Source organism: Knoellia tibetensis (assembly GCF_048606415.1).
GTDB classification, from domain to species: domain Bacteria; phylum Actinomycetota; class Actinomycetes; order Actinomycetales; family Dermatophilaceae; genus Knoellia; species Knoellia tibetensis.
The window spans coordinates 376,686-401,440 of sequence record NZ_JBMBWF010000001.1; the positions used below are offsets into that span (position 1 = coordinate 376,686).

Here is a 24,755-nt window from a genome sequence, read left to right on the forward strand (position 1 = left end):
ACGAACCGCGGCGTCAGTCAGTCGATGCTGTGGACCTCGCCCGCGGCGCTGCCGCCGCCTCGGCCACCGCTCCACGACAGGTGGTACTTGCCGTCGTCGCACGCCAGCCCGCCCTCGCCCAGGTCGAGCGGACGGAAGGTGTCGACCATGACGGCCAGCTCGTCGAAGTACTCCGCACCGATCGACGCCTCGGCCGCTCCCGGCTGCGGACCGTGGGCGTGGCCGCCCGGGTGCAGGGAGATCGAGCCCTGGCCGATGCCCGAGCCCTTGCGCGCCTCGTAGTCGCCCTCGACGTAGAACATGACCTCGTCCGAGTCGACGTTGGAGTGGTAGTAGGGCACCGGGATCGACAGCGGGTGGTAGTCGACCTTGCGCGGGACGAAGTTGCAGACGACGAAGTTCCACCCCTCGAAGACCTGGTGCGCCGGCGGCGGCTGGTGGACCCGCCCGGTGATGGGCTCGTAGTCGCGCACGTTGAACACGTAGGGATAGAGGCAGCCGTCCCAGCCGACGACGTCGAGCGGGTGGAAGGGCAGGGTGTGCACCGTGCCGACGATCCCGCCCGAGGAGACCGGCCCCGACCCCCGGTGCTTGATGTAGACCTCGGACTCGGCGTCCGCCTTCTCACCGACGTCCTCGGCGAGCAGCGGCCCCTGCGGCAGCCGCAGGTCTCGCTCGCAGTAGGGACTGTGCTCGAGGAACTGGCCGTACTTGGAGAGGTAGCGCTTCGGCGGGGCGATGTGGCTGTTGCCCTCGATCGCATAGGCGCGCAGCGGCTCCTTGCGGGACGCGACGGGCAGCCAGCGGTGGGTGGTCGCCCGCGGGATGACGATGTAGTCGCCCTGCGCGACGTCGAAGGCCCCGAAGACGGTCTCGACCCGCGCGGCGCCGCGCTCGATGTAGACGCACTCGTCACCGATGCCGTTGCGGTACCACGGGCTCGGCGCGGCGGCGACGGCATACGAGATCCGCACGTCGCCGTTGCCGAGGAGGAGCCGGCGACCGGTGACGACGTCGGTGGCCTTGATCGTCTTCGCGTCGGGGAAGAGCGCGTGCGGCTGGAGGTGCAGCGGCTTGAGCGGGTGGTTGGGCGTCGTCGACAGGTTGCCGACCTCCCAGACCTGAGCGTCGACGATCGTCGAGGGGATGTTGCGGTGGTAGAGCAGCGACGAGTCGGAGGAGAAGCCCTCCTCCCCCATGAGCTCCTCGTAGTACAGCTCCCCCTGCTTGCCACGCCCCGCCGGTCGGCGGTGCTGCGTGTGCCGCTTGGGCGGGATGCTGCCCATCGACTGGTAGTGCGCCACTTCTCTCCACCTCACTGTGGGCCGAAACGTGCCGGTTGGCCGGTCCGACCAGCCTAGTAGCGTGTCCGGCATGTCAACGGCGCCCCCCGCCCTGCTCGCAGGGCTCATCGACGACGCCGCCGTCTTCCCTCCCGGCAACGCCCCGCTCGACGTCGCGGTCGCGCGCCATCGCGCCCACCGCAGAGCCGCGTATGCCGGTCTCGTCGGTCCGCTGCTCGTGCCGGTCGCCGACGTGGAAACGCTCGTGGCCGAGGCGTCGGGCGACCACGCTCCGCTCGCCGTCGGGCTCATCGCCCGCCCCGGCGTCGAGCCGCGAGCCGTCGCCGACGCTGTTGCCCGGCTCCGCGACGAGGACGTCGTCGAGGTCGTCGGTGCCGAGCTCGGGTGGTTCGCCGGCTGGCGCACGTTGCCGGTCGACGGCCTGCCCCTCACGCTGGAGGTCCCCCGTGGCGCCGACCGCGACCGCGCCCTCGACGACGTGCGGGCCGGTGTCGACGAGTCGGGCCGGGTCGTCCAGGCGAAGTTCCGCACTGGGGCGACGCCGACCTGGGAGTGGCCCGACGAGGTCGAGCTCGCCGCCTTCCTCCACGACTGCGCCCGCCTCGGCGTGCCCTTCAAGCTCACCGGTGGGCTGCACCACGCGGTCCGCGCCGAGCATGACGGTGAGCCGCAGCACGGACTGCTCAACGTGCTGCTCGCGGTGCACTCCGCTGTCCACGACGGCGCGCGCGCGGCCGTGGAATCCCTTCTCGCACAGCGGGACCCGCGCCTGCTGACCGACGCCGTTCTCGACCTCGACGACGAGTCGGCGAGGCGCGTGCGCAGCCTGTTCACGGCATACGGATGCTGCGAGGTCACCGACCCGATCGGTGAGCTCGACGACCTCGGCGTGCTCGACCTCGCCGCACTCGCCCCAGATGAGGAGACCCCTTCATGACCTGGCTCGACGTCCCCGCCGACTCGCCCTTCGGCCTGCACAACCTGCCCTATGGAGTCTTCTCCACCGACGGCACGTCGCCGCGGGTCGGGACCCGGGTCGGCGACCACGTCCTCGACCTCGCCCCGTGCGCGGAGCAGGCCGGCATGGAGTCGTATGCCGTGTGGGCGCAGCCGTCGCTCAACGCGTTCCTCGCGCAGGGGCGTCCGGCGTGGTCGGCGGCGCGTGAGTGGGTCACCGAGGTGCTGACGAACCCTGCCCGCCGGGACTGCGTCGAGCCGCACCTCGTGCCCGTCGCCGACGTGACGATGCACCTGCCGGTCGAGGTCGCGGACTACGTCGACTTCTATGCGAGCGAGTACCACGCGAGCAACGTCGGCCGGATCTTCCGCCCCGACTCCGAGCCGCTCACCCCGAACTGGAAGCACCTGCCGATCGGCTACCACGGACGGTCCGGCACGGTCGTGGTCTCGGGCACCGACATCGTCCGACCCAGCGGCCAGCGCAAACCCCCGACGGAGGACGCGCCGGTCTTCGGGCCGAGCGTCCGGCTCGACATCGAGGCCGAGCTCGGGTTCATCGTCGGTGGCGGCACCGAGCTGGGTTCGCCTGTCTCCGTGGGGGACTCGGACGACCACCTCTTCGGTGTCGTGCTCCTCAACGACTGGAGCGCGCGCGACCTGCAGGCGTGGGAGTACGTCCCGCTCGGCCCCTTCCTCGGCAAGTCGTTCGCGACGACGATCTCGCCGTGGGTCGTGACCACGGACGCCCTGCGCAGCGCGCGCGTGCCGCTGCCCGGTCAGACCGACCCTGCTCCCCTGCCCTACCTGCAGGGTGAGGCGACCGACGACGGTGCGGGGACGGCGTACGGGCTCGACATCACCTACGAGGTCGAGTGGAACGGCACTGTCGTGTCACGGCCGCCCTACCGGACGATGTACTGGTCCCCCGCGCAGATGCTTGCGCACATGACGGTCAACGGCGCGACCCTGCGTGACGGCGACCTCTTCGGCTCCGGCACGATCTCGGGGCCCGACAAGGACCAGCGCGGGTCGTTCCTCGAGCTGTCGTGGAGCGGGCAGGAGCCGCTGACCCTCGACGACGGGTCCGAGCGCACCTTTCTGGAGGACGGCGACACCGTCGTCCTGCGCGCAACGGCGCCGGGTCCGGGTGGTTCGACGATCTCGCTCGGCGAGTGCGTAGGGACCATCCGCCCCGCCCGCTGAGGTCGTCCGCGGCGCGCGTCAGCGCTGGGCGCGGCCCCGCACGACGATGGTCTTCGCGACCTTGTCGTGCAGGGCCTGCCGCCGCGCGTCGGCGATCGGCCAGACGAGGTCCATGACGACCACGACCGTGCCGAACAGCGACAGGTAGGGCACGTTGCCCAAGGCCTGCGCGACGGCCTGGAAGCCGGTGCGGCGGATGGCGGTGTCGGCGTCGAGCGGTCCCGGCCGGTCGAGCCGCCGAACGCTGATGCCGACGAGGAGCTTGCCCGGGGTCGCGCCCCAGCGCACGAGACAGGCCACGTGGTAGGCGAGCATGAGCACGAGCTGGATGCCGAGGAACAGCGCCAGGTAGCCCAGGCGCGCCTCACCGAGGGCGGCGCTCACCGCCTGGACGTCGCCGCTCGTCATCGCGGTGTCGACGCGGTCGACGATGGGCTCGATCGCCTTCCACAGGAACCAGCCACCGACGATGAGCGCCACGAAGCTCACGATGATCGCGTCGACGAGGTAGGCGACGACCCGCAGCCCGTAGGGCGCGAGGACCGGCTGGCCCGGCACGTCGGTGAGCACCGCCTGCGAGGGGCGAGGCTGCTGCGGGTGGGGGCCGGGATACTGCTGGCCCGGACCCGGCCCCTGGTGCTCCCACTGGCCCGGCTGAGGCTGCTGGCCCTGCTGGTGCGGGGCCGGAGCACCCGACGGTTGCTGACCGGGCTGAGCCTGCGGAGGCGTCGGCTGGGCCGCCGGCGGCTGGGCACGGCGGGTGCGCAGCGGCGTCGTGTGTGACGTCCACAGGATGCCGTCGAAGTAGCGCAGCTCGTCGGGGTTGTCGGGGTTCTCGTACCACCCGGGGCCACTCGGCGTGCTCATGCCCGCAGGATGTCACACCGGCCCGGGCGTCCCCGCATCGTGGCCCTCGAGCGCCGATGCGAGGTCGAGGACCCTCGACACCACCCCGTCGGCGTCGTGGAGGAAGTGCAGGTGGAGCGCGCCGTGGAGCTGTGCGACCGGCCAGCCGAGCCGGCGCGCGCGAGCCAGCTCGACGGCATACGTCCCGCCGAAGGCCAGGTAGGCGCACGGCCCCGACTGCCACCCATCGGGCACGGGCACGGTGGTGCGGAAGTAGCCGAGCGGCAGCCGCGACTCGGACGCCTCGACCCCCGCGCGCGCCGACCGGTCGGGGAAGAGCGGGGCGACGTCCTCCTCGCCCCACCACCGCGTCCACGGCGGCAGGAGCCCGTCGTCGCCGACGAGCGCGTCGAGGTGCCCGAGCATGGCGGGTGGTGCCATCGGCGACTCCCCCGACTCCGGAGGAAGGGCCGCGTCGACGAAGACGATCGGCGCCCCGTCGGCGACCCCCGGACCGACGATGCCGGCGTTGCTGTGGGCGACCACGAGTCCCGGCTGGACCTCGGCGAACGCCTCACGGTAGGCGGCGAGGACATCTGTCCCGGACAGCGCGCCGCGAGGTGGCACGGCGACCGACGCGTCACGGCCGCGGTCCCGGAACGCCTCTGCGAGAACGGCATACGCGGCCGCCCCGACGAGCGGACTCGGCAGGAGGAGGACCGGACCCGGCGCGGTCGTCAGCCGACCTGACGCTCGAAGGTGACGAGCACGCCCTCGACCCCACCGGGTCCGATGCGGCCCTTCACCTCGACCGAGGTGATCTGCTTGAGCTGCCAGCCCTGGGAGGCCCACTCGTTGAGGACGGACTCGAGCTTGCCGGCCGACATCTTGCCGCCGATGAGTCCCTCACGGATCTGCACGACCTTGTACTCGTATGCCATGGACCGAGCGTATGCCGTGCAGCGGGCCGAACGGCACGGGTTCGGCGTCCCGGGAGCGCGCCTTCACTGCTGGGCGGCGACGCTCCCGCGGTAGGCCCGGGCGGCCACGGCCCACGCGACGACGAGGATCCCGACGCACCACGCCATTGCGACCCAGACATCCCCGCCGACCGGCTGCTCGGCGAAGAGCCGACGCAGCACGTCGATGATCGTCGTCACCGGCTGGTGCTCGGCGAAGGCCCGCACCGGGCCGGGCATCGTGTCGGTCGGCACGAACGCCGAGCTGATGAAGGGCAGGAAGATCAGCGGGTAGGCGAAGGCGCTGGCGCCGTCGACCGACCTCGCCGTGAGACCGGGGATGACGGCCACCCAGGTGAGCGCGAGGGTGAGCAGCACGAGGATGCCGAGGGCAGCCAGCCATGCGAGCGGCCCTGCCCCGGAACGGAACCCCATCGCCAGACCGACGATCAGGACGACGACGAGCGACGCGAGGTTGGCGACGACCGAGGTGAGCACGTGCGCCCACAGCACCGACGAGCGCGCGATCGGCATCGACCGGAAGCGCTCGACGATCCCGCCCTGGATGTCGAGGAAGAGCCGGAACGCGGTGTAGGAGATGCCCGACGCGATGGTGAGGACGAGGATGCCTGGCAGGAGGTAGTCGACGTAGGACCCGGCGCCGGTGCGGATCGCCCCACCGAAGACGTAGACGAAGAGGAGCATCATCGCGATCGGCATGACGAGCGTCGAGATGATCGTGTCGGGGCTGCGGGCGATGTGGCGCAGCGAGCGCTGGAGCAGGACCGCGGTGTCGGCCAGGGCGTGGCCGCGGGCCCGGCGGTGGACGTGGGCCCGGGCATTGCTCGTCATCGGTCTGCTCCCCTGTCGGAACCGGCGCCGACGACCGCGAGGAAGACGTCCTCGAGGGTCGGCTGTTTCTGGACGTACTCGACCTCCGCCGGCGGCAGGAGGGCCTTGAGGTCGGCGAGGGTCCCGTCGACGATGATGCGGCCGCCGTGGAGGATCGCGATCCGGTCGGCGAGCTGCTCGGCCTCGTCGAGGTACTGCGTCGTGAGCAGCACGGTCGTGCCCTGCGACGCGACCTCGCGGACGGCCTGCCACACCTCGAGTCGCGCCTGCGGGTCGAGGCCCGTCGTCGGCTCGTCGAGGAAGATCACCCGCGGGTCGCCGATGAGGCTCATCGCGATGTCGAGCCGGCGCCTCATGCCGCCGGACCACGTCGCGACGCGGCGTCCACCGGCGTCGGCGAGAGAGAAGCGGTCGAGCAGCTCGTCGGCGATGCGGCCGGCCTCGGGCAGGTGCCGCAGCCGGGCGACGAGGACGAGGTTCTCGCGCCCGGTGAGGACCTCGTCGACGGCGGCGAACTGCCCGGTGAGGCTGATCGCTGCACGGACGTCCGCACCGCGGGTCGCGACGTCGAGGCCGTCGACCGAGGCCGTGCCCGAGTCGGCGTCGAGGAGGGTCGAGAGGATCCGCACGAGGGTGGTCTTGCCCGCGCCGTTGCTTCCGAGCAGCGCGACGATGCTCCCCCGCTCGACGTCGAGGTCGACGCCGCGGAGGACGTCGAGGTCGCCGTAGCCCTTGCGCAGGTCGCGGACGGAGATGGCGGCGGTCATGACAGCGCCCTGCGGATCGTGATGGTGCCGTAGGTCGTGCGTGCGCCGACGGTCGCGTAGCGCTGAGCGTCGTCCGGGCGGTCGCCGGTGGGCGCCAGCTCGCTGCGGACCTGGCCGTGGTCGGAGGTCACGTCGAGGCGCACGGCCGTGCCGTCGCGGACGCCGATGTCGATCGAGCCATAGCCCGTCGCGAGCGTGAGGTCGCCTTCGCTGACGGAGTCCACACGCAGCTGCCCGTATGCCGTCCGGGCGTCCAGCCGTCCTCCGCTGCGATGGACAGTGACGTCACCCGAGCTCGTGCGCAGGGTTGCACGCCCGGTGCTCTCACCGAGGGCGACGTTGCCCGCGCTCGTCGTGAGGTCGGCCTCGATGCTGGCGCGGCGGACGTCGACGTTGCCTGCGGAGGTCCGCAGCCGGGCCCGCTCGGTGTCGTCGGCGCGCACGTTGCCGGCCGACGTGCGCATCGTGCACTCACCGAGCCGACCGGTGGACTCGATGTCGCCGGCCCCCGTCTCGGCGTCGAGGTGCGAGAAGTGGGGCAGCTCGACGAGGACGTCCACCGAGGCCGGGCGCCACACGAGCCCCAGGCCGCGGTCGCGGGGAGCGACCACGTCGAGCACCCCGTCGAGCAGGGTGACGGTCGTGCGCCCGGCCGCATCGACGTCGCCGGGGCGGTCGGGGCGCGTCGGCGTCACCGTGACGACCGTGGTGTCGGTCTCGGACGCGATGACGCGGACCCCGCCGGCGTGGAGGCGGACGCGGGCGCGGATGGGTTCGGGGGTGTCGAAGGTGGTCACGGCGAGCTCCTGGAGGGACGGAGAGGTGGTCATGACGGCGTCACCGGACCCAGCCGGACAGCCGCTGGCCGCCCCGGGGGGTCGCGACCGGCGAGGCTCCGAGGTGTCTCGCGCCCGCCTCGGAGACGCTGCTGCGCACCGCGAGGGTGAGCATCCGGACGAGGAAGGCGTTGACCGAGAGCCCCTCGCGCTCGGCGGCCGCCTCGATGTCGGCCTTGAGCCGGTCCGAGGGTCGGAAGGTGATCCGGGAGGTCCCGCCCTCCTCCTCGCCGGGCGTAGGGACGGGTGACGTCACCGGTGGCGTCACTGTCGGCGCCTCGGTGGCCGGTGGGGTCACGACGAAGGCGAGACCGCGACCGGCGAGACGCACGTCGACCGAGCCCGGCGCGAGCGCGACCGTGATCTCGGCGGCCGCGTCGACGACGGCTTCCTGGAGCGTGAGGCGGACCGCCGACTCGAGCGCCGCGGTGAGCCGCTCCGCGAGCGACTCGGCCTCCGGCCCACCGGCCGCGGCGGCCACGGCAAGCTCGCGCTGGAGCGAGTCCACGAAGGGAGTGAGTTCCATGGCGTCATAGTGACATCACTATGACGTCACTGTCAACGGCCCTGGCGTCACCATCGCGGCGCGACAGCGCGCCGACCCCTCCTCAGACCCCAGCACGACGAACGGCGGGGCATGCGCGGGTGGCGAGCACCCGGCATACCCCGCCGTCACGGAGCGGAACCCGTCAGAGGTTGCCGCGCTTGTCCTGCTCTCGCTCGATGGACTCGAAGAGCGCCTTGAAGTTGCCCTTGCCGAAGCCGAGCGACCCGTGGCGCTCGATGATCTCGAAGAAGACCGTCGGGCGGTCGCCGAGCGGCTTGGTGAAGATCTGGAGGAGGTAGCCGTCCTCGTCGCGGTCGACGAGGATCTTGCGGGCCTTGAGCTCCTCGATCGGCACGCGGACCTCACCGATGCGGGCGCGCATCTCGGGGTCGTCGTAGTAGGCGTCGGGGGTGTCGAGGAACTCGACGCCCTCCTTGCGGAGCTCGTCGACGGTGCGCAGGATGTCGTTCGTCGCGAGCGCGAGGTGCTGGGCGCCGGGGCCGTTGTAGAACTCGAGGTACTCGTCGATCTGGCTCTTCTTCTTCGCGATCGCCGGCTCGTTGAGCGGGAACTTCACGCGGTGGTTGCCGTTGGCGACGACCTTTGACATGAGCGCGGAGTAGTCGGTGGCGATGTCGTCACCGATGAACTCGGCCATGTTGACGAAGCCCATGACGCGGTTGTAGAACGCGACCCACTCGTCCATCTTGCCGAGCTCGACGTTGCCGACGATGTGGTCGAGCGCCTGGAAGAGACGCTTGGGCGCACCATCGCGCTTGACGAAGGTCGACGTGCGCTCGACGTAGCCCGGGAGGTAGGGGCCGGCATACGTCTGGCCGTCGACGTCGCGCTGCACGAGCGTGTGGCGCGTCTCGCCGTAGGTCGCGATGGCGCCGATCCGCACCGAGCCGAACTCGTCGGAGACGGTCTCGGGCTCCTGCACGACGGTGGCGCCTGCGGCCTTCGCCTGCGCGATGCACTTGTCGACGTCAGGCACCTCGAGCGAGATGTCGACGACGCCGTCGCCGTGCTTGGCCTGGTGGGCGATGAGCGGGCTGTCGGGCATGACCGCGCCTTTGAGGACGAAGCGGATCGAGCCGGACTTGAGGACGAAGGCCTTGTGGTCGCGGTTGCCGGTCTCGGGGCCGGAGTAGCCGACGAGCTCCATGCCCCAGACGTTCTGGTAGTACTGCGCGGCCTGCGTCGCGTTGCCGACGACGAAGACGATGGCGTCCCAGCCGGTGACCGGGAACGGGTCCTTGGTCTCGTCGTAGTCGACCAGACCCACGAGGCGCTTGAGCTCGTGGATGTCGAGGTTCGCCTCCCGCTCCTGGGCGGTGAGGTCGATGTGGCTGTCCTGCGGCGTTGCAGTCGTCGTGTCGGTCATGCGTGCAGGCTGTCCGATCCGCGCAGGATGTGCAACGGTATGCCGCCGCGCTGCACAGTCTGCGCACGATGTTGCCTGCATTGGGGGTTGGGGTCGACACTGTGCCCATGATCCGACCCGACGGCATCGACACGCTCGACGCCCGCCTCATCGACCTCTTCACCGAGAACCCGTCCGTGGGAGTGCTCGGTGCCTCCCGGCGCCTCGGCGTCGCGCGCGGCACGGTCCAGGCCCGGCTCGACCGGCTCCAGAGCCGGGGCGTCATCGCCTCGATGGGACCGCAGATCGACCCGGCCGCGCTCGGCTACCCCGTCACCGCGTTCTGCACCCTCGAGATCCGCCAGCGGCAGGGTCACGCACCCGTCGTCGCGCACCTCGCCGCGATCCCCGAGGTCCTCGAGATCCACTCCACGACCGGTGCGGGCGACCTCATCGTGCGCATCGTCGCGCGCGACAACGCGGATCTCGGACGGGTCATCGACGAGATCATCGACGACGTGCACGTGCTCCGGGCCAACACCTCGATGTGCCTCGTCACCCACCTCGACCACCGCACGGGGCCGCTCGTCACCGCGGCCGCCGAGCGCGGCGAGCGCCACGTGGACTAGAAGGCGAGCAGGACGCCGACGACGCCGCCGACCATGAGCGCGGACGGCAGGATCATCGCCACCGTCGGCGTGAGGTCGGCGCGGCTGCCCGGCATCGACGAGAAGTGCCGAACGAGCATGACCGCCCACGCGAGGACCCAGCCCACGAGGGCGACGACCGACCACCACACCATCGCCCACCGCTGGGGCTGCGTCATGAGCCCGGTCGCCATGAAGAGCAGCGGCCCCAGCCAGAAGATGCACATGCCGACGACGAAGCGGAACCCGAAGATGTTGTCGCTCGCCGCGCTGCGCCAGAAGTCGCGGAACCTCACCAGGTGCCACCCTCGTGCAGCGGACGCTGCCGGCCCGTGCCGTCGGTGTCTTCGCCCGAGGCGCGGTCGTCGCTCGTGGGGAACCCGCCGCCCGCGGAGCCGGGGCGCGGCCCGTCGTCGGCCGTCCGCGGAGCGTCCTGGCGCGCGTCGGTCTCGCCGTCGTCGCCCTCCTCGGCGAGGACCTCGTCGACCCGTCGCCCGAAGATGTCACGCAGCGCGTCGGCGGACCATTGACCGTCACGGCCCGACAGGACGTCGGCGAGCGTGGTCTGGTCGAGGTCGATGCGCTCCTGCAGCTCCTTGAGCCCCTGACCGTGCCGACCCGCCCGGATCTCGCGCTCGACCTCCTTCTGCTCGGCCTGCGCCTTGGGGTCCTCGCGCTCCTCCTCGAGCTCGAGGCGGAACTGGTGCAGGGCCTCACGCATCTCGCTGACCTCGCGCAGGTAGGAACCCATCGCGCGGTCCATCTGGCGCTCGGCCCCACGCAGCTCCCCCTCGGCCGCCGCGAACTCCTCCTCGACCCCCATCAGAAGGCCGACTCGGCGGTGTTGTCGGAGTTCGTGCCGGCAGCCATGTTGCCGCCGACGGCGAGCATGCCGAAGAGCAGCTTGAAGGCGATGGCCATGCGCGAGAAGGCGCGGGCAGCGGTGAGCAGCGGGGGCACGATGTCCTTGAGCTTGTCGATGTACTCGATCGCGCGGCGGATGAGGCTGATCCAGCGCTTGATCTTGGCGGCGCCCTTGAGGATCCAGCCGAGCAGCTTGGCGAGCGGGACACCGATGAGCTCGTCGACGACGAGGCCGATGATGCCGACGACGAGCTTGACCCCCTCGTAGGTCGCGGTGATGAAGTTGCCGACCTGACGGGCGATCATCGTGAAGGCGTCGCCCTGGCGCTCGCACGCGCGCGACGACTTGTGGAAGACCGAGGTCGCCTCACGGGCGGACGGGGCCTGCCACGAGTGCTCGACACCGTTGCCGATCTCGCTCCAGTTGACCCCGACCGCGCGCGTGCAGCTGCCGAGGCGGTCGAGGTTGCCGCGCAGCTGGTCGGCGTCGGCGAAGCTGCCGGCGATCGGGCCGAGGATCTTGTCCATGAGGTTGAACCCCAGCTTCTCGAGGGCCCAGTTGATGCCGCCGATGAAGGAGCCGAGCTCGGACTTGAGTCCCTCGATGAGCGGTCCGGTGTCGGACTCGCCCACCGGGGTGAGCGAGGACGAGACGTCGAAGAGGTTGATGGCGCCGGCCTGCTTGTTGGCGAAGGTCGGGGTGTTCCCGTCGAGGCCACCGCCGGCCTCGAACGCCTCGTAGTCCTCGTTGTCGCTGAGCCCGTTGCCGAGGGTCTGGGCGTTGTTGATGCCGTCGGCGCCGTCGAAGGTGGCGCCGAGCAGGTCGCTGAAGCCACCGCGTCCGCCGATCCCCCGCGGACCCGGCATCTCGTGGACCGAGTCTATCGGCCAGCTGCGCTCCATGGCGCCGTCGATGGCCCAGCCGCTCCACGAGCCGGCGTTCTTGCCGTTGCCGTTGTAGTTGAAGACCGCTCCGTTGCCCTGGGCGATGGCGGGCGGGGTGTAGTCGGCCGTCGTGACCCGCCACGACTTGGTGAGCAGCGTCGAGGCCTGCACGTCGTCCTCGCGGTAGCGGTTGCGGTTGTCGCGGACGTTGTCGCGGAAGCGCTCGGCGGCGTCGCGGCCCTCGGCGAGCCCGTCCGTGACGACGGCCGCGGCGTCCGAGTAGACGGGGCTGAAGAGCGCGAGCACGGGGATCGAGGAGAACTTGGACGCACCGCAGTTGTCGGTGAAGAAGCCCTCCATCTTCGCGAACGTGCGCATCTGGTCACCGCAGGCTGTCTGCAGGTTGCGCATGCCCTCGTAGTTGACCTCGATCTTCGTCATCGACGACCCCCTCTGTCCTGTGCTGTCCCGTGCAACGTCTGTCGTGCCTGGTGGAACCCTCTCAGCGGCCTGCGCCCGCCGCAATGGGGAGCATTCCCCGCGTGTCGGCGAGCGCCGGCATGCCCGCGCCCGACGCGACCCCGGCCTCTGCGCCGCCGCTCACCGCCGGCCGACGAACCAGAGCCGGACCTTGTCGATGCGGGCCGCCACCTGCTCGGAGGACGCGGCCGCGAGCTCGGGACCGCCGCAGGCGCGCCGCAGCTCCATGTGCACGTTGGCGTGTGGCGCGCCGGTCTTCTTCGCATAGGCCGCGACGAGCTTGTTGAGCTCCTTGCGCTGGGCGGCGAGCGCGCGGTGGGCCGACAGGGGCGCCTCCGCCGTCCGCTGCTTGCGTCCCGGCGCCGCGGACTGCTTGGCCTGGCGCTCGTGGAGCAGTGCCGAGACCTGGTCGGGCTCGAGGAGTCCGGGCAGCCCGAGGTAGTCCTGCTCCTCGTCGGAGCCGACGTCGGCGTGCAGCCCGAACTGCTGCGCGTCGAAGAGCACGTGGTCGAAGTGCGCGTCGGACTCCAGCGCCTCGAAGCTCTCCTCCTCGAGGCCGAGGGTCTTCTCGGTGCGGTTGGCCGCCGCGATGAGGCCCTCCTCCTCGGCCCACATGGAGGCCTCGGACTCGGGGTCGCTCTTGCGGTTGAGCGCGTGGTCGCGCTCGACCTCCATCGTCGCCGCGTGCTCGAGGATGACCGGCACGGACGGCAGGAAGACCGACGCGGTCTCGCCACGCTTGCGGGCACGCACGAAGCGGCCGACCGCCTGCGCGAAGAAGAGCGGGGTCGACGTCGACGTCGCATAGACGCCGACGCACAACCGGGGCACGTCGACGCCCTCGGACACCATGCGCACCGCGACCATCCACCGCGAGTCACCGGCCGAGAACTCCTCGATCCGGGCGCTCGAGCCCGCGTCGTCGGAGAGGACGACCGTCGTCTTCTCGCCGGTGATCGACTCGAGGATCCGCGCATAGGCACGGGCCGTCGTCTGGTTCGTCGAGATGACGAGCCCGCCCGCGTCGGGCACGTGGCGTCGCACCTCCGTGAGCCGCTTGTCGGCGGCGGCGAGGACCGAGGGCACCCACTCGCCCTTGGGGTCGAGCGCCGTGCGCCACGCGTGCGCCGTCTGGTCCTTGGTCATCGGCTCGCCGAGGCGCGCGGCGATCTCGTCACCGGCCTTGGTCTTCCACCGCATCGCCCCGCCGTAGGCGAGGAAGAGCACCGGTCGGACGACCGCGTCACGCAACGCCGCGGCATACCCGTAGGTGTAGTCCGACGCGGAGCGGAGGATGCCCGCCTCGTCCATCTCGTAGCGCACGAACGGGATCGGGCTCGTGTCGGAGCGGAAGGGCGTGCCGGTGAGCGCGAGGCGGCGCACGGCTGGCGTGAACGCGTCGCGGATCGCGTCGCCCCAGCTGCGCGAGTCACCGCCGTGGTGGATCTCGTCGAGGATGACGAGGGTCGGGGTCGCCTCGGTGCGGCGGCGGTGGAGATCGGGGCGCGAGGCGACCTGCGCGTAGGTGAGGGCGACGCCGTCGTACTCGTGCGAGTGCACCGCCGTCGAGTTCGAGAACTTCGGGTCGAGCTGGATCCCGACCCGGGCCGCGGCCTCGGACCACTGCGTCTTGAGGTGCTCGGTCGGCGCGATGACGGTGACCGCGCGGACCTCGCCGCTCTCGAGGAGCTCGGTGGCGATCCGCAGCGCGTAGGTCGTCTTGCCGGCACCCGGCGTCGCGACCGCGAGGAAGTCCTTGCTCTCGGACTCGAGGTATGCCGTGAGCGCCTCCTGCTGCCACGCGCGCAGCTTCGCGGCGGTACCCCACGCGGCCCGCTCCGGGAAGGCGGGACTGAGGTGGCTGGCGGCTGAGGTACTCATCGGCTCGGCAAGGTTAACGGGGTTCTCGCGACGACATGCCGAGGGTCCGCCTGCGCCGAAACCGGCTCCCGATGTGCTGCGCTCCCCCACCCCCCACGACAGGGCCCGCCACGTCGTCGTGGCGGGCCCTGTCGTGCACTGCTGCGGGCGAGAAGCCCTCGGGCTCAGGCGCGGTAGGCGACCCAGGCTGCCTTCATGCGCTCGATCTGACCCGCGGAGAAGTGATCCATGCACGCGTCGGTCGTGTAGTCCATGAAGTTCTTGATGGGGTCGAGACCGGGGAGGGTGCAGGTGTCGCGGCCGGTCGGGCAGCCGGAGGCAGGGCTCGCCTCGGCGGGGGTGTCGGTGACGTAGTCGCCGGCGGTGTCCGAGCAGCCGCCCTGGAAGGTGTGGTAGAGGTTCAGCCAGTGGCCGACCTCGTGGGTGGCGGTGTCACCGAGGTTGTAGGGCGACGCGGAGCCGCCGGGCAGGCTCTCGTCGAGCAGGACGACGCCGTCCATGTCGCTCACGCGCGACTTCGGGAACGTCGCCCAGCCGAGCAGGCCACCGGCGAGGTCGGCGGTGTAGATGTTGAGGTCGGCGTTGGTGCCGGTGTGCAGCGACGTCTTCATCGCGCGCTCGGCGCTCGTGCCGTAGTCGAGCTGGTTGTACCAGCTGGCGTTGTTCGTCGTCGTCGTGCTGGCGAGCACGAAGGAGAAGCCGGCGCTGGAGTAGGCGTTGTTGAGGACGGTGATCTGGCTGTTGATCTCGGACGTGCTCAGCGCGCCCTTGGTGCCGTCGGTGATCGTGTGCCAGTGCACCTTGATCGTCGCCGGGGTGAAGGCGCCGCCGCCACCGGGCTTCCTGGCGCCGCCCGAAGCCGTGCGCGTGTAGCCCTTCGCGGCGAGCGCCTTGTCGAGCTGGGCCTCCATCGCCTTCGCCTGGGCGGGCGAGACGTCGTGCGGGTCCTTGGCGTGCGGACCACGGCCGGCGACCGCCTCGTCCGCGTGGACGTCGGTCGCACACTCGGCGGCGACGCTGCGCTCACCGGCCATCGTGACGGCAGAGGCGCTGCTGGCGCCAAGCCCGATGCCCGCGGCCGCGAGGACCGAGGCGGCGAGGAGCGCCACGGGGCGCAGAGGACGAACAGACATGGGAGTCCCTTTCGGTGTGCACAGAACCCTGTGAGGTCCGTGTTCCTCCGAACCTAGCCAGCGGCGAACGAGCCGGAGAACCCGTGTTCTCCCAGAACTGGGTCAAGGTTTGGCAAAGTGCCCGTATGCCGTCCGCGCGCCACGCGGGCCGGGCTACCGTCCGTCGTCTCCGCCGTCCTGGGGAGCACGCAGACCTTCGTAGATCTCCTTGCACGTGGGGCACACCGGGAACTTCTGCGGGTCGCGCCCGGGGATCCAGACCTTGCCGCACAGGGCCGTCACCGGCTCACCCGACAGCGCGGACTCGAGGATCTTCTCCTTGCGGACGTAGTGCGCGAAGCGCTCGTGGTCGCCCGGCTCCTGCACCTGGGGGACGGTCTCCTCGCGCTCGAGGACGGCCGTGCGGGTCGAGGGGCCGGACGGCTCGGGCTGCGGGGAGCTCGGGTCGTTGAGGGGCTGCTGCGGGTCGCTCACCCCGCCAGACTACGTGCCGCGTGAGCGCAGCCCCAGACCTCGGACTCAGTTGAGCTCGGGGTCGGAGGGGTAGTAGGCGACGAACGCGAGCTCGTCGCGCTGGCGCCGCAGCACCTGCTCCCAGAGGTGGTCCGGGTCGGCCGTGAGGAGGTCACCGGGAAGTGAGTCCACGACGAACCACGACCCACGACGCAGCTCGCCCTCGAGCTGCCCGGCGGACCACCCGGCATACCCCGCGAAGATCCGCAGGCCGCCCACCTCGGGCATGACGAGCAGCGGCGGGGTGTCGAGGTCGATGATGGCGACCGACCCGAAGAGGCGCTGGCTCCCGGGAGGTAGGTCGTCGTCGCTGACCATCACGAGTCCGAGCGCGGAGTCGAGCTGCACCGGACCGCCCTGGAAGAGGGTCTGGGGCGAGGCGATGTGCTCGCCCCAGCCGGGCAGGACGGCGTCGACCTCGGCGCCCATGGGCTTGTTGAGGACCACACCCTGGGCACCGTTGTCGTCGTGCTGGAGCATGAGGATGACGCTGCGGTGGAACACCCCGTCGTCGAGCTGGGGCGTCGAGACGAGAAGTCTCCCCGTCGTCCGGTCAGCGGTCACGCTTCCATTCTGCACGTCCGGCCTGTCCACGGCGGTCGCCTCCACGGGAGCCGCCACGGCTCCCGCCGTGCTGCCCGCGTGACGCGCCCTGGAACCGGCGCGGCGGGCCACCCGGACGGCGACCACGCTGTTGCTGCTTGGCCTCGAGCAGCGGCTTCCACTCCTCGTCGGGAACCGGAACCATCGTCGGCGTGCGACCGCCGGCCGCCGCGACGTGCTCGTCGCCGGGGCGCACCCGGACCGGCGCCACGTCGAGACCGGCAGCCCCGGCGAGGCGCTCCATCGTGCGCTTCTGGTGCGGCAACGCGAAGGTCACGACCGTGCCCCGCTCCCCCGCCCGCGCGGTGCGACCGGCCCGGTGGAGGTAGTCCTTGTGGTCGGCGGGCGGGTCGGCCTGGAGGACGAGCCCGATGTCGTCGACGTGGATCCCGCGGGCGGCGACGTCGGTGGCCACGAGGACCGGCAGAGAGCCGTCGCGGAACGCGCCGAGCGCTCGGTTGCGCAGGTTCTGCGAGAGGCCGCCGTGGATCGCGGCGGCGAGCACGCCCTTCTCGCGCAGCTCGCGAGCGACGCGGTCGGCGCCGAGCTGGGTGCGCACGAAGACGACCGTGCGCCCGTCGCGGGCGGCGAGCTCGGCCGTGAGCTGCTTCTTGTTGTTGGGGTCGATGAGCATGATGTGGTGGCTCATCGTCGACACGCTGGCCTGCGCGTCCTCGGTCGAGTGGGTCACCGGGTCGGTGAGGTAGCGCTCGACGAGCTGGTCGATCCCGCGGTCGAGCGTCGCCGAGAAGAGCAGGCGCTGGCCACCGGTCGGGATGCGGTCGAGGATCTCCGTCACCTCGGCCATGAAGCCCATCTCGGCCATGTGGTCGGCCTCGTCGAGGATCGTCACCTGCACGTCGTCGAACTCGACCGCGCCGCGCTCGTGGAGGTCGGCGAGGCGACCGGGTGTGGCGACGAGGATGTCGATGCCCTTGGCGAGCGCCTTGATCTGCGGCTCGTAGGACAGGCCGCCGGCGACGAGCTTGTGGCGCAGGCCGGTGACGTGGACGAGCGGCTCGAGCGCGTCGCTCACCTGCATGGCGAGCTCGCGGGTCGGGACGAGGATGAGCGAGCGGGGGCGCTTACTCGTCGGCTTGGTGCCGTCGGCGAGACGGGTGATCGTCGGCAGGCCGAAGGCGAGCGTCTTGCCCGAGCCGGTCTGGCCGCGGCCGAGGACGTCCCGACCGCTGAGGGCGTCGGGGATCGTCGCCGCCTGGATCGGGAACGGCTCGGTGATGCCGTCGCGGGCGAGGCGCTCGACGAGGCGGGGGTCGAGCGACAGGGCCGCGAAGCCGTTGTCCTCGGTGACGGCAGCGGGGCCGCCCTTGGCCTTCGACTCGTACTTCACCCAGGTGTCGGCCTGCGCGCGCTCGGCCTCCGCCTCCTCGAAGGTGCGCTGCTCGGGCAGGTCGTGGCGGTGCTCGTCGTAGTGACGGCCCTCGTGCCGGTCACGGCGAACGGGGTCGGCGACCCGGCGGGCCGGGCGGTCGTCGTCGCGACGGAACGGCGGGCGCCCGTCACGGCGCTCGCCGTAGGCCGGCCGGCCGCCGCGGTCGTCACGACGCTGGCCGTATGCCGGCCGGTCACCGCGGTCGTCACGACGCTGGTAGCCGCGGTTCTCACCGCGGTCGTCGCGACGCTGGTAGCCGCCGCGCGAGTCGCTGCGGTCGTCGCGGCGCTGGCCGTATGCCGGCCGCTCGCCGCGGTCGTCACGCCGCTGGACGTATGCCGGCCGGTCACCGCGATCGTCACGACGCTGGTAGCCGCCGCGCGACTCGCCGCGATCGTCACGACGCTGGCCGTATGCCGGCCGCTCACCGCGATCGTCACGACGCTGGTAGCCACCACGCGAGTCACCGCGGTCGTCGCGGCGCTGGCCGTATGCCGGCCGCTCACCGCGGTCGTCACGACGCTGGTGGCCGCCGCGCGAGTCGCTGCGGTCGTCACGGCGACGGTCGGCACCGCGGTCGTCCCGGCGGTCACGACGCTGTGCGCCGCGCTCGGCGCGGTCCTCGTCGGTCCAGCGCGGGCTGCGCTCGGAGCGCGGCGCCTTGGTGCGCGGGCCCTCGGGCTGTCCGCGGTGGTGGGGCTTCTTCGTGGCGCCGGTCTTCGCGGCCTTCGCCTTCTGGGAGGCGGTCCAACGCGGCTTCTTGCCGCCGGAGGGGTTCTTGGGCATGGAGAATCACTCGATCCGAGTCGATGGTGGGGGCGTCAACGGCCCTCCACGACGACTTCTGTGTCAACGAGATTCAACGGGCTGGAACGCGGCGCCGGACGTGGCGCAAGGAGTCGATGTTACCAGCGGTCCGTGCTCAGGCCGACCATGAAGCCCGGGACCGGCCCTCGCGGTCCGCGGCACCCCGGCTCCGGCGCAGCACGGCGGTCGCCACCACCACGCCGAGGGCCACCCCGACGAGGTCGGCGACCGCGTCCCACGGGTCACCCGACCGCTGCGGCAGCAGCGTCCCCTGGATGACCTCGCTCACCGGTGCGTGCAGCGCCATGACGGCGACGACCGGCACGAGCGGCAACCGGGCGAGCAGCCCGAAGAGGACGGGCAGCGCGAAGACCGCCGCGTGGACGAGCTTGTCGAGGTGCGGCACGGCCGGCGCTCCCCCGGCCGAGGGCGCATAGACGACGGCGAGCTGCACGACCATCGCGACCGCGGCCGGCAGCACTGACCGGACCCGGGAGCGAGCCGGTGACGACGCCGGAGACGGACCTCCGGTCACGCCGACGGCTGGGAGGTCGCCGCCTTGGCGACGGCCGCGGCCACGACCTCGGCGACGTCCGGGTGGAAGACGCTCGGGATGATGTAGGTCGCGTTGCGCTCGTCCTCCTTGACGACGCCGGCGAGGGCCTCGGCGGCCGCGAGCAGCACCTCGGGGGTGAGCACCTTGGAGCCGGAGTCGAGGAGACCGCGGAAGACACCGGGGAAGACGAGCACGTTGTTGATCTGGTTCGCGAAGTCCGAGCGGCCCGTGGCGACGACGGTGGCGTGCTTCGCCGCCTCGACCGGGTCGACCTCGGGCGTCGGGTTGGCCATGGCGAAGACGACGGCGTCGTCGGCCATCGTGGCGATGTCGTCGCCGGTGAGGATGTTGGGCGCCGAGACACCGAGGAAGACGTCGGCCCCCGCGAGCGCCTCGACGAGCGTGCCCGAGAGGTTGTCGGGGTTGGTGTGCTCGGCGATCCACTCGTGGTTGGGGTGCTCACCGGACAGCACGTCCTCGCGGCCCTTGTGGACGACGCCGTGCATGTCGGCGACGACGACGTTGCGGGCACCCGCGTAGAGCAGGAGCTTGAGGATCGCGGTCCCCGCGGCACCGGCGCCGCTCATGACGAGCTTGACGTCCTCGAGCTGCTTGCCGACGACGGCGAGGGCGTTGCGCATCGCGGCAAGCGCCACGATGGCGGTGCCGTGCTGGTCGTCGTGGAAGACGGGGATGTCGAGCTCGGCCCGCAGCCGCGCCTCGATCTCGAAGCAGCGGGGGGCCGAGATGTCCTCGAGGTTGATGCCCGCGAAGACCGGCGAGATGGCCTTCACCGCGGTGATGATCTCCTCGGTGTCGGTCGTGTCGAGGCAGATCGGGAAGGCGTCGATGTCGGCGAACCGCTTGAAGAGCGCGGCCTTGCCCTCCATGACCGGCATCGCGGCGAGGGGGCCGATGTCGCCAAGGCCGAGCACCGCGGTGCCGTCGGTGACGACGGCGACGGTGTTGCGCTTGATCGTGAGGCGGCGCGCGTCCTCGGGGTTCTCCGCGATGGCCATGCAGACCCGTGCGACACCGGGCGTGTAGATGAGCGAGAGGTCGTCGCGGTTGCGGATCGGGACCTTCGACTCGATCTGGAGCTTGCCGCCGAGGTGCATGAGGAAGGTCCGGTCCGAGACCTTGCCGATCTCGACGCCAGGGACCGTGCGCATCCTCTCGACGATCTCGTCGGCGTGCTCCGGGTCCCGCGTCATGAGCGTGACGTCGATGCGCACCGCGTCGTGGCCGGAGGCGGTGACGTCGAGCCCGGTGACGACTCCTCCGGCCTCCTCCACGACCCCGGTGAGCTCGCTGACGGCGGTGGCTCGGGCCGGGACGACGAGACGGACGGTGACGGAGTTCGCAGCGGAGGGAAGGGCCATGGGGAGATTCAACCTGCTACCGGTGAGTTCGCGACAATCGGCCCGCCACCCGGGACCGTCGCGCCGCCGTCGCCTCCACTCGCCCTCGGCATCACCCGCTTCCCCGCCCACGCGACACCTGTTCCGGCGTCCTCCGCGTCGTCGTCGGCGGTCCCGTCGCGGACCTACAGTTGCCCCCATGAGCGAGCACGTCGAAGTCACCGGTCAGGGCGCGCACCACGTCGTCCCCGACCTCGTCATCGTGAGGGCGCGGGTGCAGTGCGATGCCCGTGACGTCGCCGGCGCGCTGTCCGCGTCGTCAGACCGAGCCGCCGCCGCGCTCCAGGCCGCCGCCGACCACGGCGTCGAGGCGAGGGACCGTCGCACCGAGGACGTCGGCATCCACCCGCGCCACGACCAGAACGGCCGCAAGGTCATCGGCTACACGGCATACCAGGCGTTCACGCTCACGGTCCGGGACACGACCCGGGTGGGTGACCTCCTGCAGGCCCTCGCGGGAGCAGCCGGTGACGCGCTCGCCGTCGACGGCATCGAGATGACGGGCGAGGAGACGACCGAGGCCGTCGAGGCCGCACGCGAGGCGGCCTTCGAGGACGCCCGCGCCCGGGCGACCCAGTTCGCGCGGCTCGCCGGCGTCGAGCTCGGTCCGGTCGTCTCGATCCACGAAGGCGGCCTCGAGCACGGGCCGCGGCCAATGATGGCGCGCGCGGCCGACGCCTTCGCCGGTGGCATGCCGGTCGAGGGTGGCACCCGGGCGATCCGGAGCACCGTCACGGTCCGATGGGCGCTCACATGAGCTGGCTCGACGCGCTCGGCTGGTTCGGCTCGGCGCTCCTCGTCTTCTCGCTCCTCCAGGCCCGGATCCTCCGGCTGCGCGTGCTCAACACGGTCGCCTGCGTCATCCTCACCGTCTTCAACGCGCTCATCGGCGTCTGGCCGATGGTCGCGATGAACGTCGTCCTCGCCGCGATCAACCTGTGGTTCATCGCGAAGATGCTGCGCGAGAAGGACGACGCCGACGCCTTCCGCGTCATCGAGGTCGAGGAGGACGACGCCTACTTCCAGCACTTCCTCGACGTGCAGGGCGCCGACATCGCGAAGTTCAACCCGGGCTTCGTCGGCGTCACCGAGTCTGCCTCGCGCTACGCCTACCTCGTCCTCCACGGTCACGAGACGGTCGGCGTGGTCGTCGTTCGCGACGCCGGCGGTGGCGTCGGCCAGATCGAGCTCGACTACGTCACCGAGCGCTACCGCGACTTCACTCCCGGCGAGTTCGTCTGGCGCCACAGCGGCCTCTTCGCCGGCCACGGCTGGCGGACCGTCCGCACCCCCGACGACATGGTCGGCGCCTACTACGAGCGGCTCGGCTTCCGCCGCGACAGCGGTGCCTGGGCCCTCGACATCGCCGGCGTCACCCGTCCGGGGGCCTAGCCTCCCGGAGCCGGGTCGGGTGCGTCCTCCAACCCCAGTTGCCGGCGGACCGCCGGTGCGAACGGGCTCCAGGCGAACCAGTGCGGCAGCGCCCGGGTGAGGTGCGACGGTCCGGTCAGGGTGAGGCTTCCCTCCCCCAGCGCCCTCGGGTAGGTGACGATGCCCGAGAAGACGCGCATGAGCGCGACCGGTTCCGTGGTGACGACGAGGTCGCTCTCGAAACCCGGAGGGTCGGTGCACACGGACGTCCCGCGCCGCTCGATGACCATCCAGATCGTCGTGGGGTCGGCGCCGGTGTAGGCGAACTCCACGACGACACGCTCGTCGGGCAGGGCGTCGGCGACGAGCCGGCGCGACATCCACCACGTCAGCGTGACCGGGTCGACCTCGCGCGGCTCCGGCTCGCTGAACATCCAGCGCACGGCCCACTCGCCGGCGGCCATGATGACGCCCTCGAGGTCCCGGCCCGCGGGGGTGAGCTGGTACTCGTGCCCCGGCGGCCTCGCCACCCGCTGCACCACGCCCTTGCTCTCGAGGTGGTCGAGCCGCTGCTTGAGCAGCGAGCGCGAGATCCCCGGCAGCCCCCTGTCGATCTCGTTGAAGCGACGGCCGCCCAGGACGAGCTCGCGGATGATGAGCGGGGTCCAGCGCTCGGCGATCAACGAGCTCGCCAGCGCGACGGGACAGTACTGGGCGTACTCCTTCACGCTCCGAGTGTGGAACCGCCACGGGCTGAAGTCCAGAAACTGGTCCGCACGGGTCCACTTTGCGTTCTGGAGGGCGACCGACGTCCGGAGGCACGCTCGTGGCATCGACAACCGAGGAGGAACCATGAGCACCACATTCGACGCCGACACCTTCAAGAGCACGACCCGCGCCCAGTGGGAGACCGCGGCGGAGGCCTGGCACCGCTGGGGGCCCGCGATCGAGGGCTGGCTCGGCCGGGCGACCGAGCAGATGCTCGACGACGCCGGCGTGGGCCCGGGCTCGCGCGTCATCGACGTCGCTGCGGGCGCAGGTGGCCAGAGCCTGGTCGCCGCGCGCCGGGTCGGGCCGGCGGGGCACGTTCTCGCGACCGACATCTCCCCCGCCATCCTCGACTTCGCCGCCTCCGAGGCCGCCGCGGCAGGCCTCGGCCAGGTCACCACGCTCGAGGCGGACGGCGAGGACCTCTCGGCGGTGGAGGCGGGCACCTTCGACGCCGCCATCTCGCGGGTCGGCCTCATCTACTTCCCCGACCGCGGCCGCGCGCTCGCCGAGATCCTGCGCACACTCCGCCCCGGAGGACGGCTCTCGGCAGTGGTCTACTCGACGCCGGACCACAACGGCTTCTTCTCGGTGCCCGTCGGCATCATCCGCCGCGTGGCCGGCCTGCCCGCGCCTGGTCCCGGGATGCCCGGTCCGTTCAGCATGGGCGCTCCCGGGGTCGCAGAGACGGCCTACCGCGAAGCAGGGTTCGTCGACGTCACGACGCGCACGATCCCCTCGCCGGTGCGGATGGCGAGCGCAGCCGAGTGCCTCCGTTTCGAGCAGGAGTCCTTCGGGGCCCTGCACCAGATGCTCTCCGGCGTCGATGAGGCGGAGCGAGCCGCCGCTTGGCGCGAGATCGAGGAGGCGCTGCGTCAGTTCGAGGGACCGGACGGCTTCGTCGGTCCCTGCGAGATGCTCGTCGTGTCCGGCTCACGGCCCTGACCTCCGGTCCGGGGTCGCTGCAGGGTGAGCCGCACGCGGTGCCCGGTGACGACGCAGGCCAGCCAGCCGAGGCCGATCGCCCAGCCCGCGACGACGTCGGTGAGCCAGTGGTGGCCGAGATAGACGCGTGAGAGTCCCATCGCGACGACGAACACCCCGAGCAGCACGACGACCCCCGTGCGCCACCGTTTCCTCCGCAGCCAGATGGCGAGCAGATATGCCGTGAGCCCCAGGACCACGGTCGCGTTGAGCGTGTGCCCCGAGGGGAAGCTCGCGGAGGTCTCGTAGGGCGGCACGGCCAGGGACTGTGGCGGTCGCGCGCGGCCGGCGAGGTCCTTGCCGGTGAGGGTCATGACGAGTGAGCCGCCCGCCCCGATGAGCATGAGGACGACGGGGGTCCAGGCACGCCAGAGGAGCGCCAGGCCGACGGTGGCGACGACGGCGATGACCGGCATGCCGATGGTGCCGCCGAGGTCGGTGAAGTCGGTGGCGAGGCGCTCCGTCCTCGGCGTGCGTGCGGCCACGGACCAGTCGAGCACGGGCTGGTCGACAACCGAGATGCCGTCGCGGTCGACGACGTTCTCGTAGACCTCGGCCGACGTCGCGGCGAAGCCCCAGACGACGGCGAGCCCGATCCCGACCGTGAGGACGAGGGCGAGGTTGGCGATCGACCAGCGCCCCACCCGGGCGATCTCGGCGGCACCGCGCGCGGTCCACCGGAGCACGAACCGGCCGGTGTCGGTCCGCCAGTCGGCGAGGTCGCGTTCGCCGATCCGCTCGTCCTCGGGAGGTGACGAGGAGGGCGGGAGGTCGGCGGACGGCATACGAGATCGTCACACACGACCCCG

General features: G+C 71.5%; 27 protein-coding genes. 6 read left to right on the forward strand and 21 right to left on the reverse strand.

The window, feature by feature from the left end; genetic code table 11:
• Positions 1 to 17: 17 nt before the first annotated feature.
• The gene (locus ACOJV7_RS01750) at positions 18 to 1,304 is read right to left on the reverse strand and encodes a homogentisate 1,2-dioxygenase (protein ID WP_420188438.1); all 1,287 of its coding nucleotides are present in this window, start codon (positions 1,302 to 1,304) and stop codon (positions 18 to 20) included.
• Positions 1,305 to 1,374: 70 nt separating this feature from the next.
• On the opposite strand from ACOJV7_RS01750, the gene ACOJV7_RS01755 reads away from it, so the two are divergent.
• Positions 1,375 to 2,241 (forward strand): hypothetical protein, encoded by an 867-nt coding sequence (locus ACOJV7_RS01755; RefSeq protein WP_420188439.1) that lies wholly within the window; start codon positions 1,375 to 1,377, stop codon positions 2,239 to 2,241.
• Positions 2,238 to 3,467 (forward strand): fumarylacetoacetase, encoded by a 1,230-nt coding sequence (gene fahA, locus ACOJV7_RS01760; protein ID WP_420188440.1) that lies wholly within the window; start codon positions 2,238 to 2,240, stop codon positions 3,465 to 3,467. The genes ACOJV7_RS01755 and fahA overlap by 4 nt, the downstream gene beginning before the upstream one ends.
• Before the next feature lie 18 nt (positions 3,468 to 3,485).
• Here fahA and ACOJV7_RS01765 read toward each other — a convergent pair whose 3' ends face one another.
• From ACOJV7_RS01765 to hppD, 8 genes are all read right to left on the reverse strand, one after another.
• Entirely contained in the window at positions 3,486 to 4,334 is an 849-nt protein-coding gene (locus ACOJV7_RS01765) for an RDD family protein (protein ID WP_420188441.1), read from the reverse strand.
• Positions 4,335 to 4,346: 12 nt separating this feature from the next.
• The gene (locus ACOJV7_RS01770) at positions 4,347 to 4,940 is read right to left on the reverse strand and encodes a hypothetical protein (protein WP_420188442.1); all 594 of its coding nucleotides are present in this window, start codon (positions 4,938 to 4,940) and stop codon (positions 4,347 to 4,349) included.
• 110 nt (positions 4,941 to 5,050) lie between these two features.
• Positions 5,051 to 5,254, reverse strand: a complete 204-nt coding sequence (locus tag ACOJV7_RS01775; RefSeq protein WP_420188443.1) for a DUF4177 domain-containing protein — start codon at positions 5,252 to 5,254, stop codon at positions 5,051 to 5,053.
• A gap of 63 nt (positions 5,255 to 5,317) precedes the next feature.
• Positions 5,318 to 6,124: an ABC transporter permease gene (locus tag ACOJV7_RS01780; RefSeq protein ID WP_420188444.1), complete on the reverse strand. Its 807-nt coding sequence runs from the start codon at positions 6,122 to 6,124 to the stop codon at positions 5,318 to 5,320.
• Entirely contained in the window at positions 6,121 to 6,891 is a 771-nt protein-coding gene (locus tag ACOJV7_RS01785; protein WP_420188445.1) for an ABC transporter ATP-binding protein, read from the reverse strand. The genes ACOJV7_RS01780 and ACOJV7_RS01785 overlap by 4 nt, the downstream gene beginning before the upstream one ends.
• Positions 6,888 to 7,688 carry a DUF4097 family beta strand repeat-containing protein gene (locus tag ACOJV7_RS01790; protein WP_420188446.1) on the reverse strand — a complete coding sequence of 267 codons (801 nt, stop codon included), beginning with the start codon at positions 7,686 to 7,688 and terminating at the stop codon, positions 6,888 to 6,890. The genes ACOJV7_RS01785 and ACOJV7_RS01790 overlap by 4 nt, the downstream gene beginning before the upstream one ends.
• 40 nt (positions 7,689 to 7,728) lie before the next feature.
• Positions 7,729 to 8,253 (reverse strand): histidine kinase, encoded by a 525-nt coding sequence (locus ACOJV7_RS01795; protein ID WP_420188447.1) that lies wholly within the window; start codon positions 8,251 to 8,253, stop codon positions 7,729 to 7,731.
• 163 nt (positions 8,254 to 8,416) lie between these two features.
• A complete protein-coding gene (gene hppD / locus ACOJV7_RS01800; RefSeq protein ID WP_420188448.1) occupies positions 8,417 to 9,661 on the reverse strand; it encodes a 4-hydroxyphenylpyruvate dioxygenase in 1,245 nt (414 codons plus the stop codon).
• Between the two features lie 107 nt (positions 9,662 to 9,768).
• Between hppD and ACOJV7_RS01805 the strand changes: the two genes are divergently transcribed.
• Positions 9,769 to 10,269 carry an Lrp/AsnC family transcriptional regulator gene (locus ACOJV7_RS01805; RefSeq protein WP_420188449.1) on the forward strand — a complete coding sequence of 167 codons (501 nt, stop codon included), beginning with the start codon at positions 9,769 to 9,771 and terminating at the stop codon, positions 10,267 to 10,269.
• Here ACOJV7_RS01805 and ACOJV7_RS01810 read toward each other — a convergent pair.
• From ACOJV7_RS01810 to ACOJV7_RS01855, 10 genes are all read right to left on the reverse strand, one after another.
• Entirely contained in the window at positions 10,266 to 10,583 is a 318-nt protein-coding gene (locus ACOJV7_RS01810) for a hypothetical protein (RefSeq protein ID WP_420188450.1), read from the reverse strand. The genes ACOJV7_RS01805 and ACOJV7_RS01810 overlap by 4 nt on opposite strands.
• Positions 10,580 to 11,110: a hypothetical protein gene (locus tag ACOJV7_RS01815; RefSeq protein WP_420188451.1), complete on the reverse strand. Its 531-nt coding sequence runs from the start codon at positions 11,108 to 11,110 to the stop codon at positions 10,580 to 10,582. Before ACOJV7_RS01815 ends, ACOJV7_RS01810 begins: the two co-directional genes overlap by 4 nt.
• Positions 11,110 to 12,477 (reverse strand): hypothetical protein, encoded by a 1,368-nt coding sequence (locus ACOJV7_RS01820; RefSeq protein ID WP_420188452.1) that lies wholly within the window; start codon positions 12,475 to 12,477, stop codon positions 11,110 to 11,112. The genes ACOJV7_RS01815 and ACOJV7_RS01820 overlap by 1 nt, the downstream gene beginning before the upstream one ends.
• A 159-nt stretch (positions 12,478 to 12,636) precedes the next feature.
• Positions 12,637 to 14,397 (reverse strand): DEAD/DEAH box helicase, encoded by a 1,761-nt coding sequence (locus ACOJV7_RS01825; RefSeq protein ID WP_420188453.1) that lies wholly within the window; start codon positions 14,395 to 14,397, stop codon positions 12,637 to 12,639.
• A 164-nt stretch (positions 14,398 to 14,561) separates the two neighbouring features.
• Positions 14,562 to 15,530, reverse strand: coding sequence for a zinc metalloprotease (locus ACOJV7_RS01830; RefSeq protein ID WP_420188454.1), 969 nt, complete (start codon positions 15,528 to 15,530; stop codon positions 14,562 to 14,564).
• A gap of 153 nt (positions 15,531 to 15,683) precedes the next feature.
• Positions 15,684 to 16,004 carry a DUF3039 domain-containing protein gene (locus ACOJV7_RS01835; RefSeq protein ID WP_420188455.1) on the reverse strand — a complete coding sequence of 107 codons (321 nt, stop codon included), beginning with the start codon at positions 16,002 to 16,004 and terminating at the stop codon, positions 15,684 to 15,686.
• A 45-nt stretch (positions 16,005 to 16,049) separates the two neighbouring features.
• Positions 16,050 to 16,607, reverse strand: a complete 558-nt coding sequence (locus tag ACOJV7_RS01840) for a YqgE/AlgH family protein (RefSeq protein ID WP_420188456.1) — start codon at positions 16,605 to 16,607, stop codon at positions 16,050 to 16,052.
• Complete coding sequence (locus ACOJV7_RS01845) at positions 16,597 to 18,825, reverse strand: DEAD/DEAH box helicase (RefSeq protein ID WP_420188457.1); 2,229 nt, start codon at positions 18,823 to 18,825, stop codon at positions 16,597 to 16,599. Before ACOJV7_RS01845 ends, ACOJV7_RS01840 begins: the two co-directional genes overlap by 11 nt.
• A 136-nt stretch (positions 18,826 to 18,961) precedes the next feature.
• Positions 18,962 to 19,327, reverse strand: a complete 366-nt coding sequence (locus ACOJV7_RS01850) for a VanZ family protein (protein ID WP_420188458.1) — start codon at positions 19,325 to 19,327, stop codon at positions 18,962 to 18,964.
• Positions 19,328 to 19,377: 50 nt separating this feature from the next.
• Positions 19,378 to 20,784 carry an NAD-dependent malic enzyme gene (locus ACOJV7_RS01855; protein WP_420188459.1) on the reverse strand — a complete coding sequence of 469 codons (1,407 nt, stop codon included), beginning with the start codon at positions 20,782 to 20,784 and terminating at the stop codon, positions 19,378 to 19,380.
• A gap of 178 nt (positions 20,785 to 20,962) precedes the next feature.
• Between ACOJV7_RS01855 and ACOJV7_RS01860 the strand changes: the two genes are divergently transcribed.
• Entirely contained in the window at positions 20,963 to 21,580 is a 618-nt protein-coding gene (locus ACOJV7_RS01860; RefSeq protein WP_420188460.1) for an SIMPL domain-containing protein, read from the forward strand.
• Positions 21,577 to 22,215, forward strand: a complete 639-nt coding sequence (locus ACOJV7_RS01865; protein WP_420188461.1) for a hypothetical protein — start codon at positions 21,577 to 21,579, stop codon at positions 22,213 to 22,215. Before ACOJV7_RS01860 ends, ACOJV7_RS01865 begins: the two co-directional genes overlap by 4 nt.
• Here ACOJV7_RS01865 and ACOJV7_RS01870 read toward each other — a convergent pair.
• Positions 22,212 to 22,922 (reverse strand): winged helix-turn-helix transcriptional regulator, encoded by a 711-nt coding sequence (locus tag ACOJV7_RS01870; RefSeq protein ID WP_420188462.1) that lies wholly within the window; start codon positions 22,920 to 22,922, stop codon positions 22,212 to 22,214. The genes ACOJV7_RS01865 and ACOJV7_RS01870 overlap by 4 nt on opposite strands.
• A 124-nt stretch (positions 22,923 to 23,046) precedes the next feature.
• On the opposite strand from ACOJV7_RS01870, the gene ACOJV7_RS01875 reads away from it, so the two are divergent.
• Positions 23,047 to 23,907, forward strand: a complete 861-nt coding sequence (locus ACOJV7_RS01875) for a class I SAM-dependent methyltransferase (protein WP_420188463.1) — start codon at positions 23,047 to 23,049, stop codon at positions 23,905 to 23,907.
• On the opposite strand, the gene ACOJV7_RS01880 is transcribed toward ACOJV7_RS01875, so the two are convergent.
• Complete coding sequence (locus tag ACOJV7_RS01880) at positions 23,838 to 24,731, reverse strand: phosphatase PAP2 family protein (protein WP_420188464.1); 894 nt, start codon at positions 24,729 to 24,731, stop codon at positions 23,838 to 23,840. The two genes, ACOJV7_RS01875 and ACOJV7_RS01880, sit on opposite strands and share 70 nt — an antisense overlap.
• Positions 24,732 to 24,755: the final 24 nt, after the last annotated feature.

Excerpts from the sequence above, each read along its gene's own strand:
- ACOJV7_RS01755 (WP_420188439.1), top strand. The coding sequence starts at position 1,375 with ATGTCAACGGCGCCCCCCGCCCTGCTCGCAGGGCTCATCGACGACGCC.
- fahA (WP_420188440.1), top strand. The coding sequence starts at position 2,238 with ATGACCTGGCTCGACGTCCCCGCCGACTCGCCCTTCGGCCTGCACAAC.
- ACOJV7_RS01765 (WP_420188441.1), bottom strand. The coding sequence starts at position 4,334 with ATGAGCACGCCGAGTGGCCCCGGGTGGTACGAGAACCCCGACAACCCC.
- ACOJV7_RS01775 (WP_420188443.1), bottom strand. The coding sequence starts at position 5,254 with ATGGCATACGAGTACAAGGTCGTGCAGATCCGTGAGGGACTCATCGGC.
- ACOJV7_RS01780 (WP_420188444.1), bottom strand. The coding sequence starts at position 6,124 with ATGACGAGCAATGCCCGGGCCCACGTCCACCGCCGGGCCCGCGGCCAC.
- ACOJV7_RS01785 (WP_420188445.1), bottom strand. The coding sequence starts at position 6,891 with ATGACCGCCGCCATCTCCGTCCGCGACCTGCGCAAGGGCTACGGCGAC.
- ACOJV7_RS01795 (WP_420188447.1), bottom strand. The coding sequence starts at position 8,253 with ATGGAACTCACTCCCTTCGTGGACTCGCTCCAGCGCGAGCTTGCCGTG.
- hppD (WP_420188448.1), bottom strand. The coding sequence starts at position 9,661 with ATGACCGACACGACGACTGCAACGCCGCAGGACAGCCACATCGACCTC.
- ACOJV7_RS01805 (WP_420188449.1), top strand. The coding sequence starts at position 9,769 with ATGATCCGACCCGACGGCATCGACACGCTCGACGCCCGCCTCATCGAC.
- ACOJV7_RS01815 (WP_420188451.1), bottom strand. The coding sequence starts at position 11,110 with ATGGGGGTCGAGGAGGAGTTCGCGGCGGCCGAGGGGGAGCTGCGTGGG.
- ACOJV7_RS01820 (WP_420188452.1), bottom strand. The coding sequence starts at position 12,477 with ATGACGAAGATCGAGGTCAACTACGAGGGCATGCGCAACCTGCAGACA.
- ACOJV7_RS01825 (WP_420188453.1), bottom strand. The coding sequence starts at position 14,397 with ATGAGTACCTCAGCCGCCAGCCACCTCAGTCCCGCCTTCCCGGAGCGG.
- ACOJV7_RS01830 (WP_420188454.1), bottom strand. The coding sequence starts at position 15,530 with ATGTCTGTTCGTCCTCTGCGCCCCGTGGCGCTCCTCGCCGCCTCGGTC.
- ACOJV7_RS01845 (WP_420188457.1), bottom strand. The coding sequence starts at position 18,825 with ATGCCCAAGAACCCCTCCGGCGGCAAGAAGCCGCGTTGGACCGCCTCC.
- ACOJV7_RS01855 (WP_420188459.1), bottom strand. The coding sequence starts at position 20,784 with ATGGCCCTTCCCTCCGCTGCGAACTCCGTCACCGTCCGTCTCGTCGTC.
- ACOJV7_RS01860 (WP_420188460.1), top strand. The coding sequence starts at position 20,963 with ATGAGCGAGCACGTCGAAGTCACCGGTCAGGGCGCGCACCACGTCGTC.
- ACOJV7_RS01865 (WP_420188461.1), top strand. The coding sequence starts at position 21,577 with ATGAGCTGGCTCGACGCGCTCGGCTGGTTCGGCTCGGCGCTCCTCGTC.
- ACOJV7_RS01875 (WP_420188463.1), top strand. The coding sequence starts at position 23,047 with ATGAGCACCACATTCGACGCCGACACCTTCAAGAGCACGACCCGCGCC.
- ACOJV7_RS01880 (WP_420188464.1), bottom strand. The coding sequence starts at position 24,731 with ATGCCGTCCGCCGACCTCCCGCCCTCCTCGTCACCTCCCGAGGACGAG.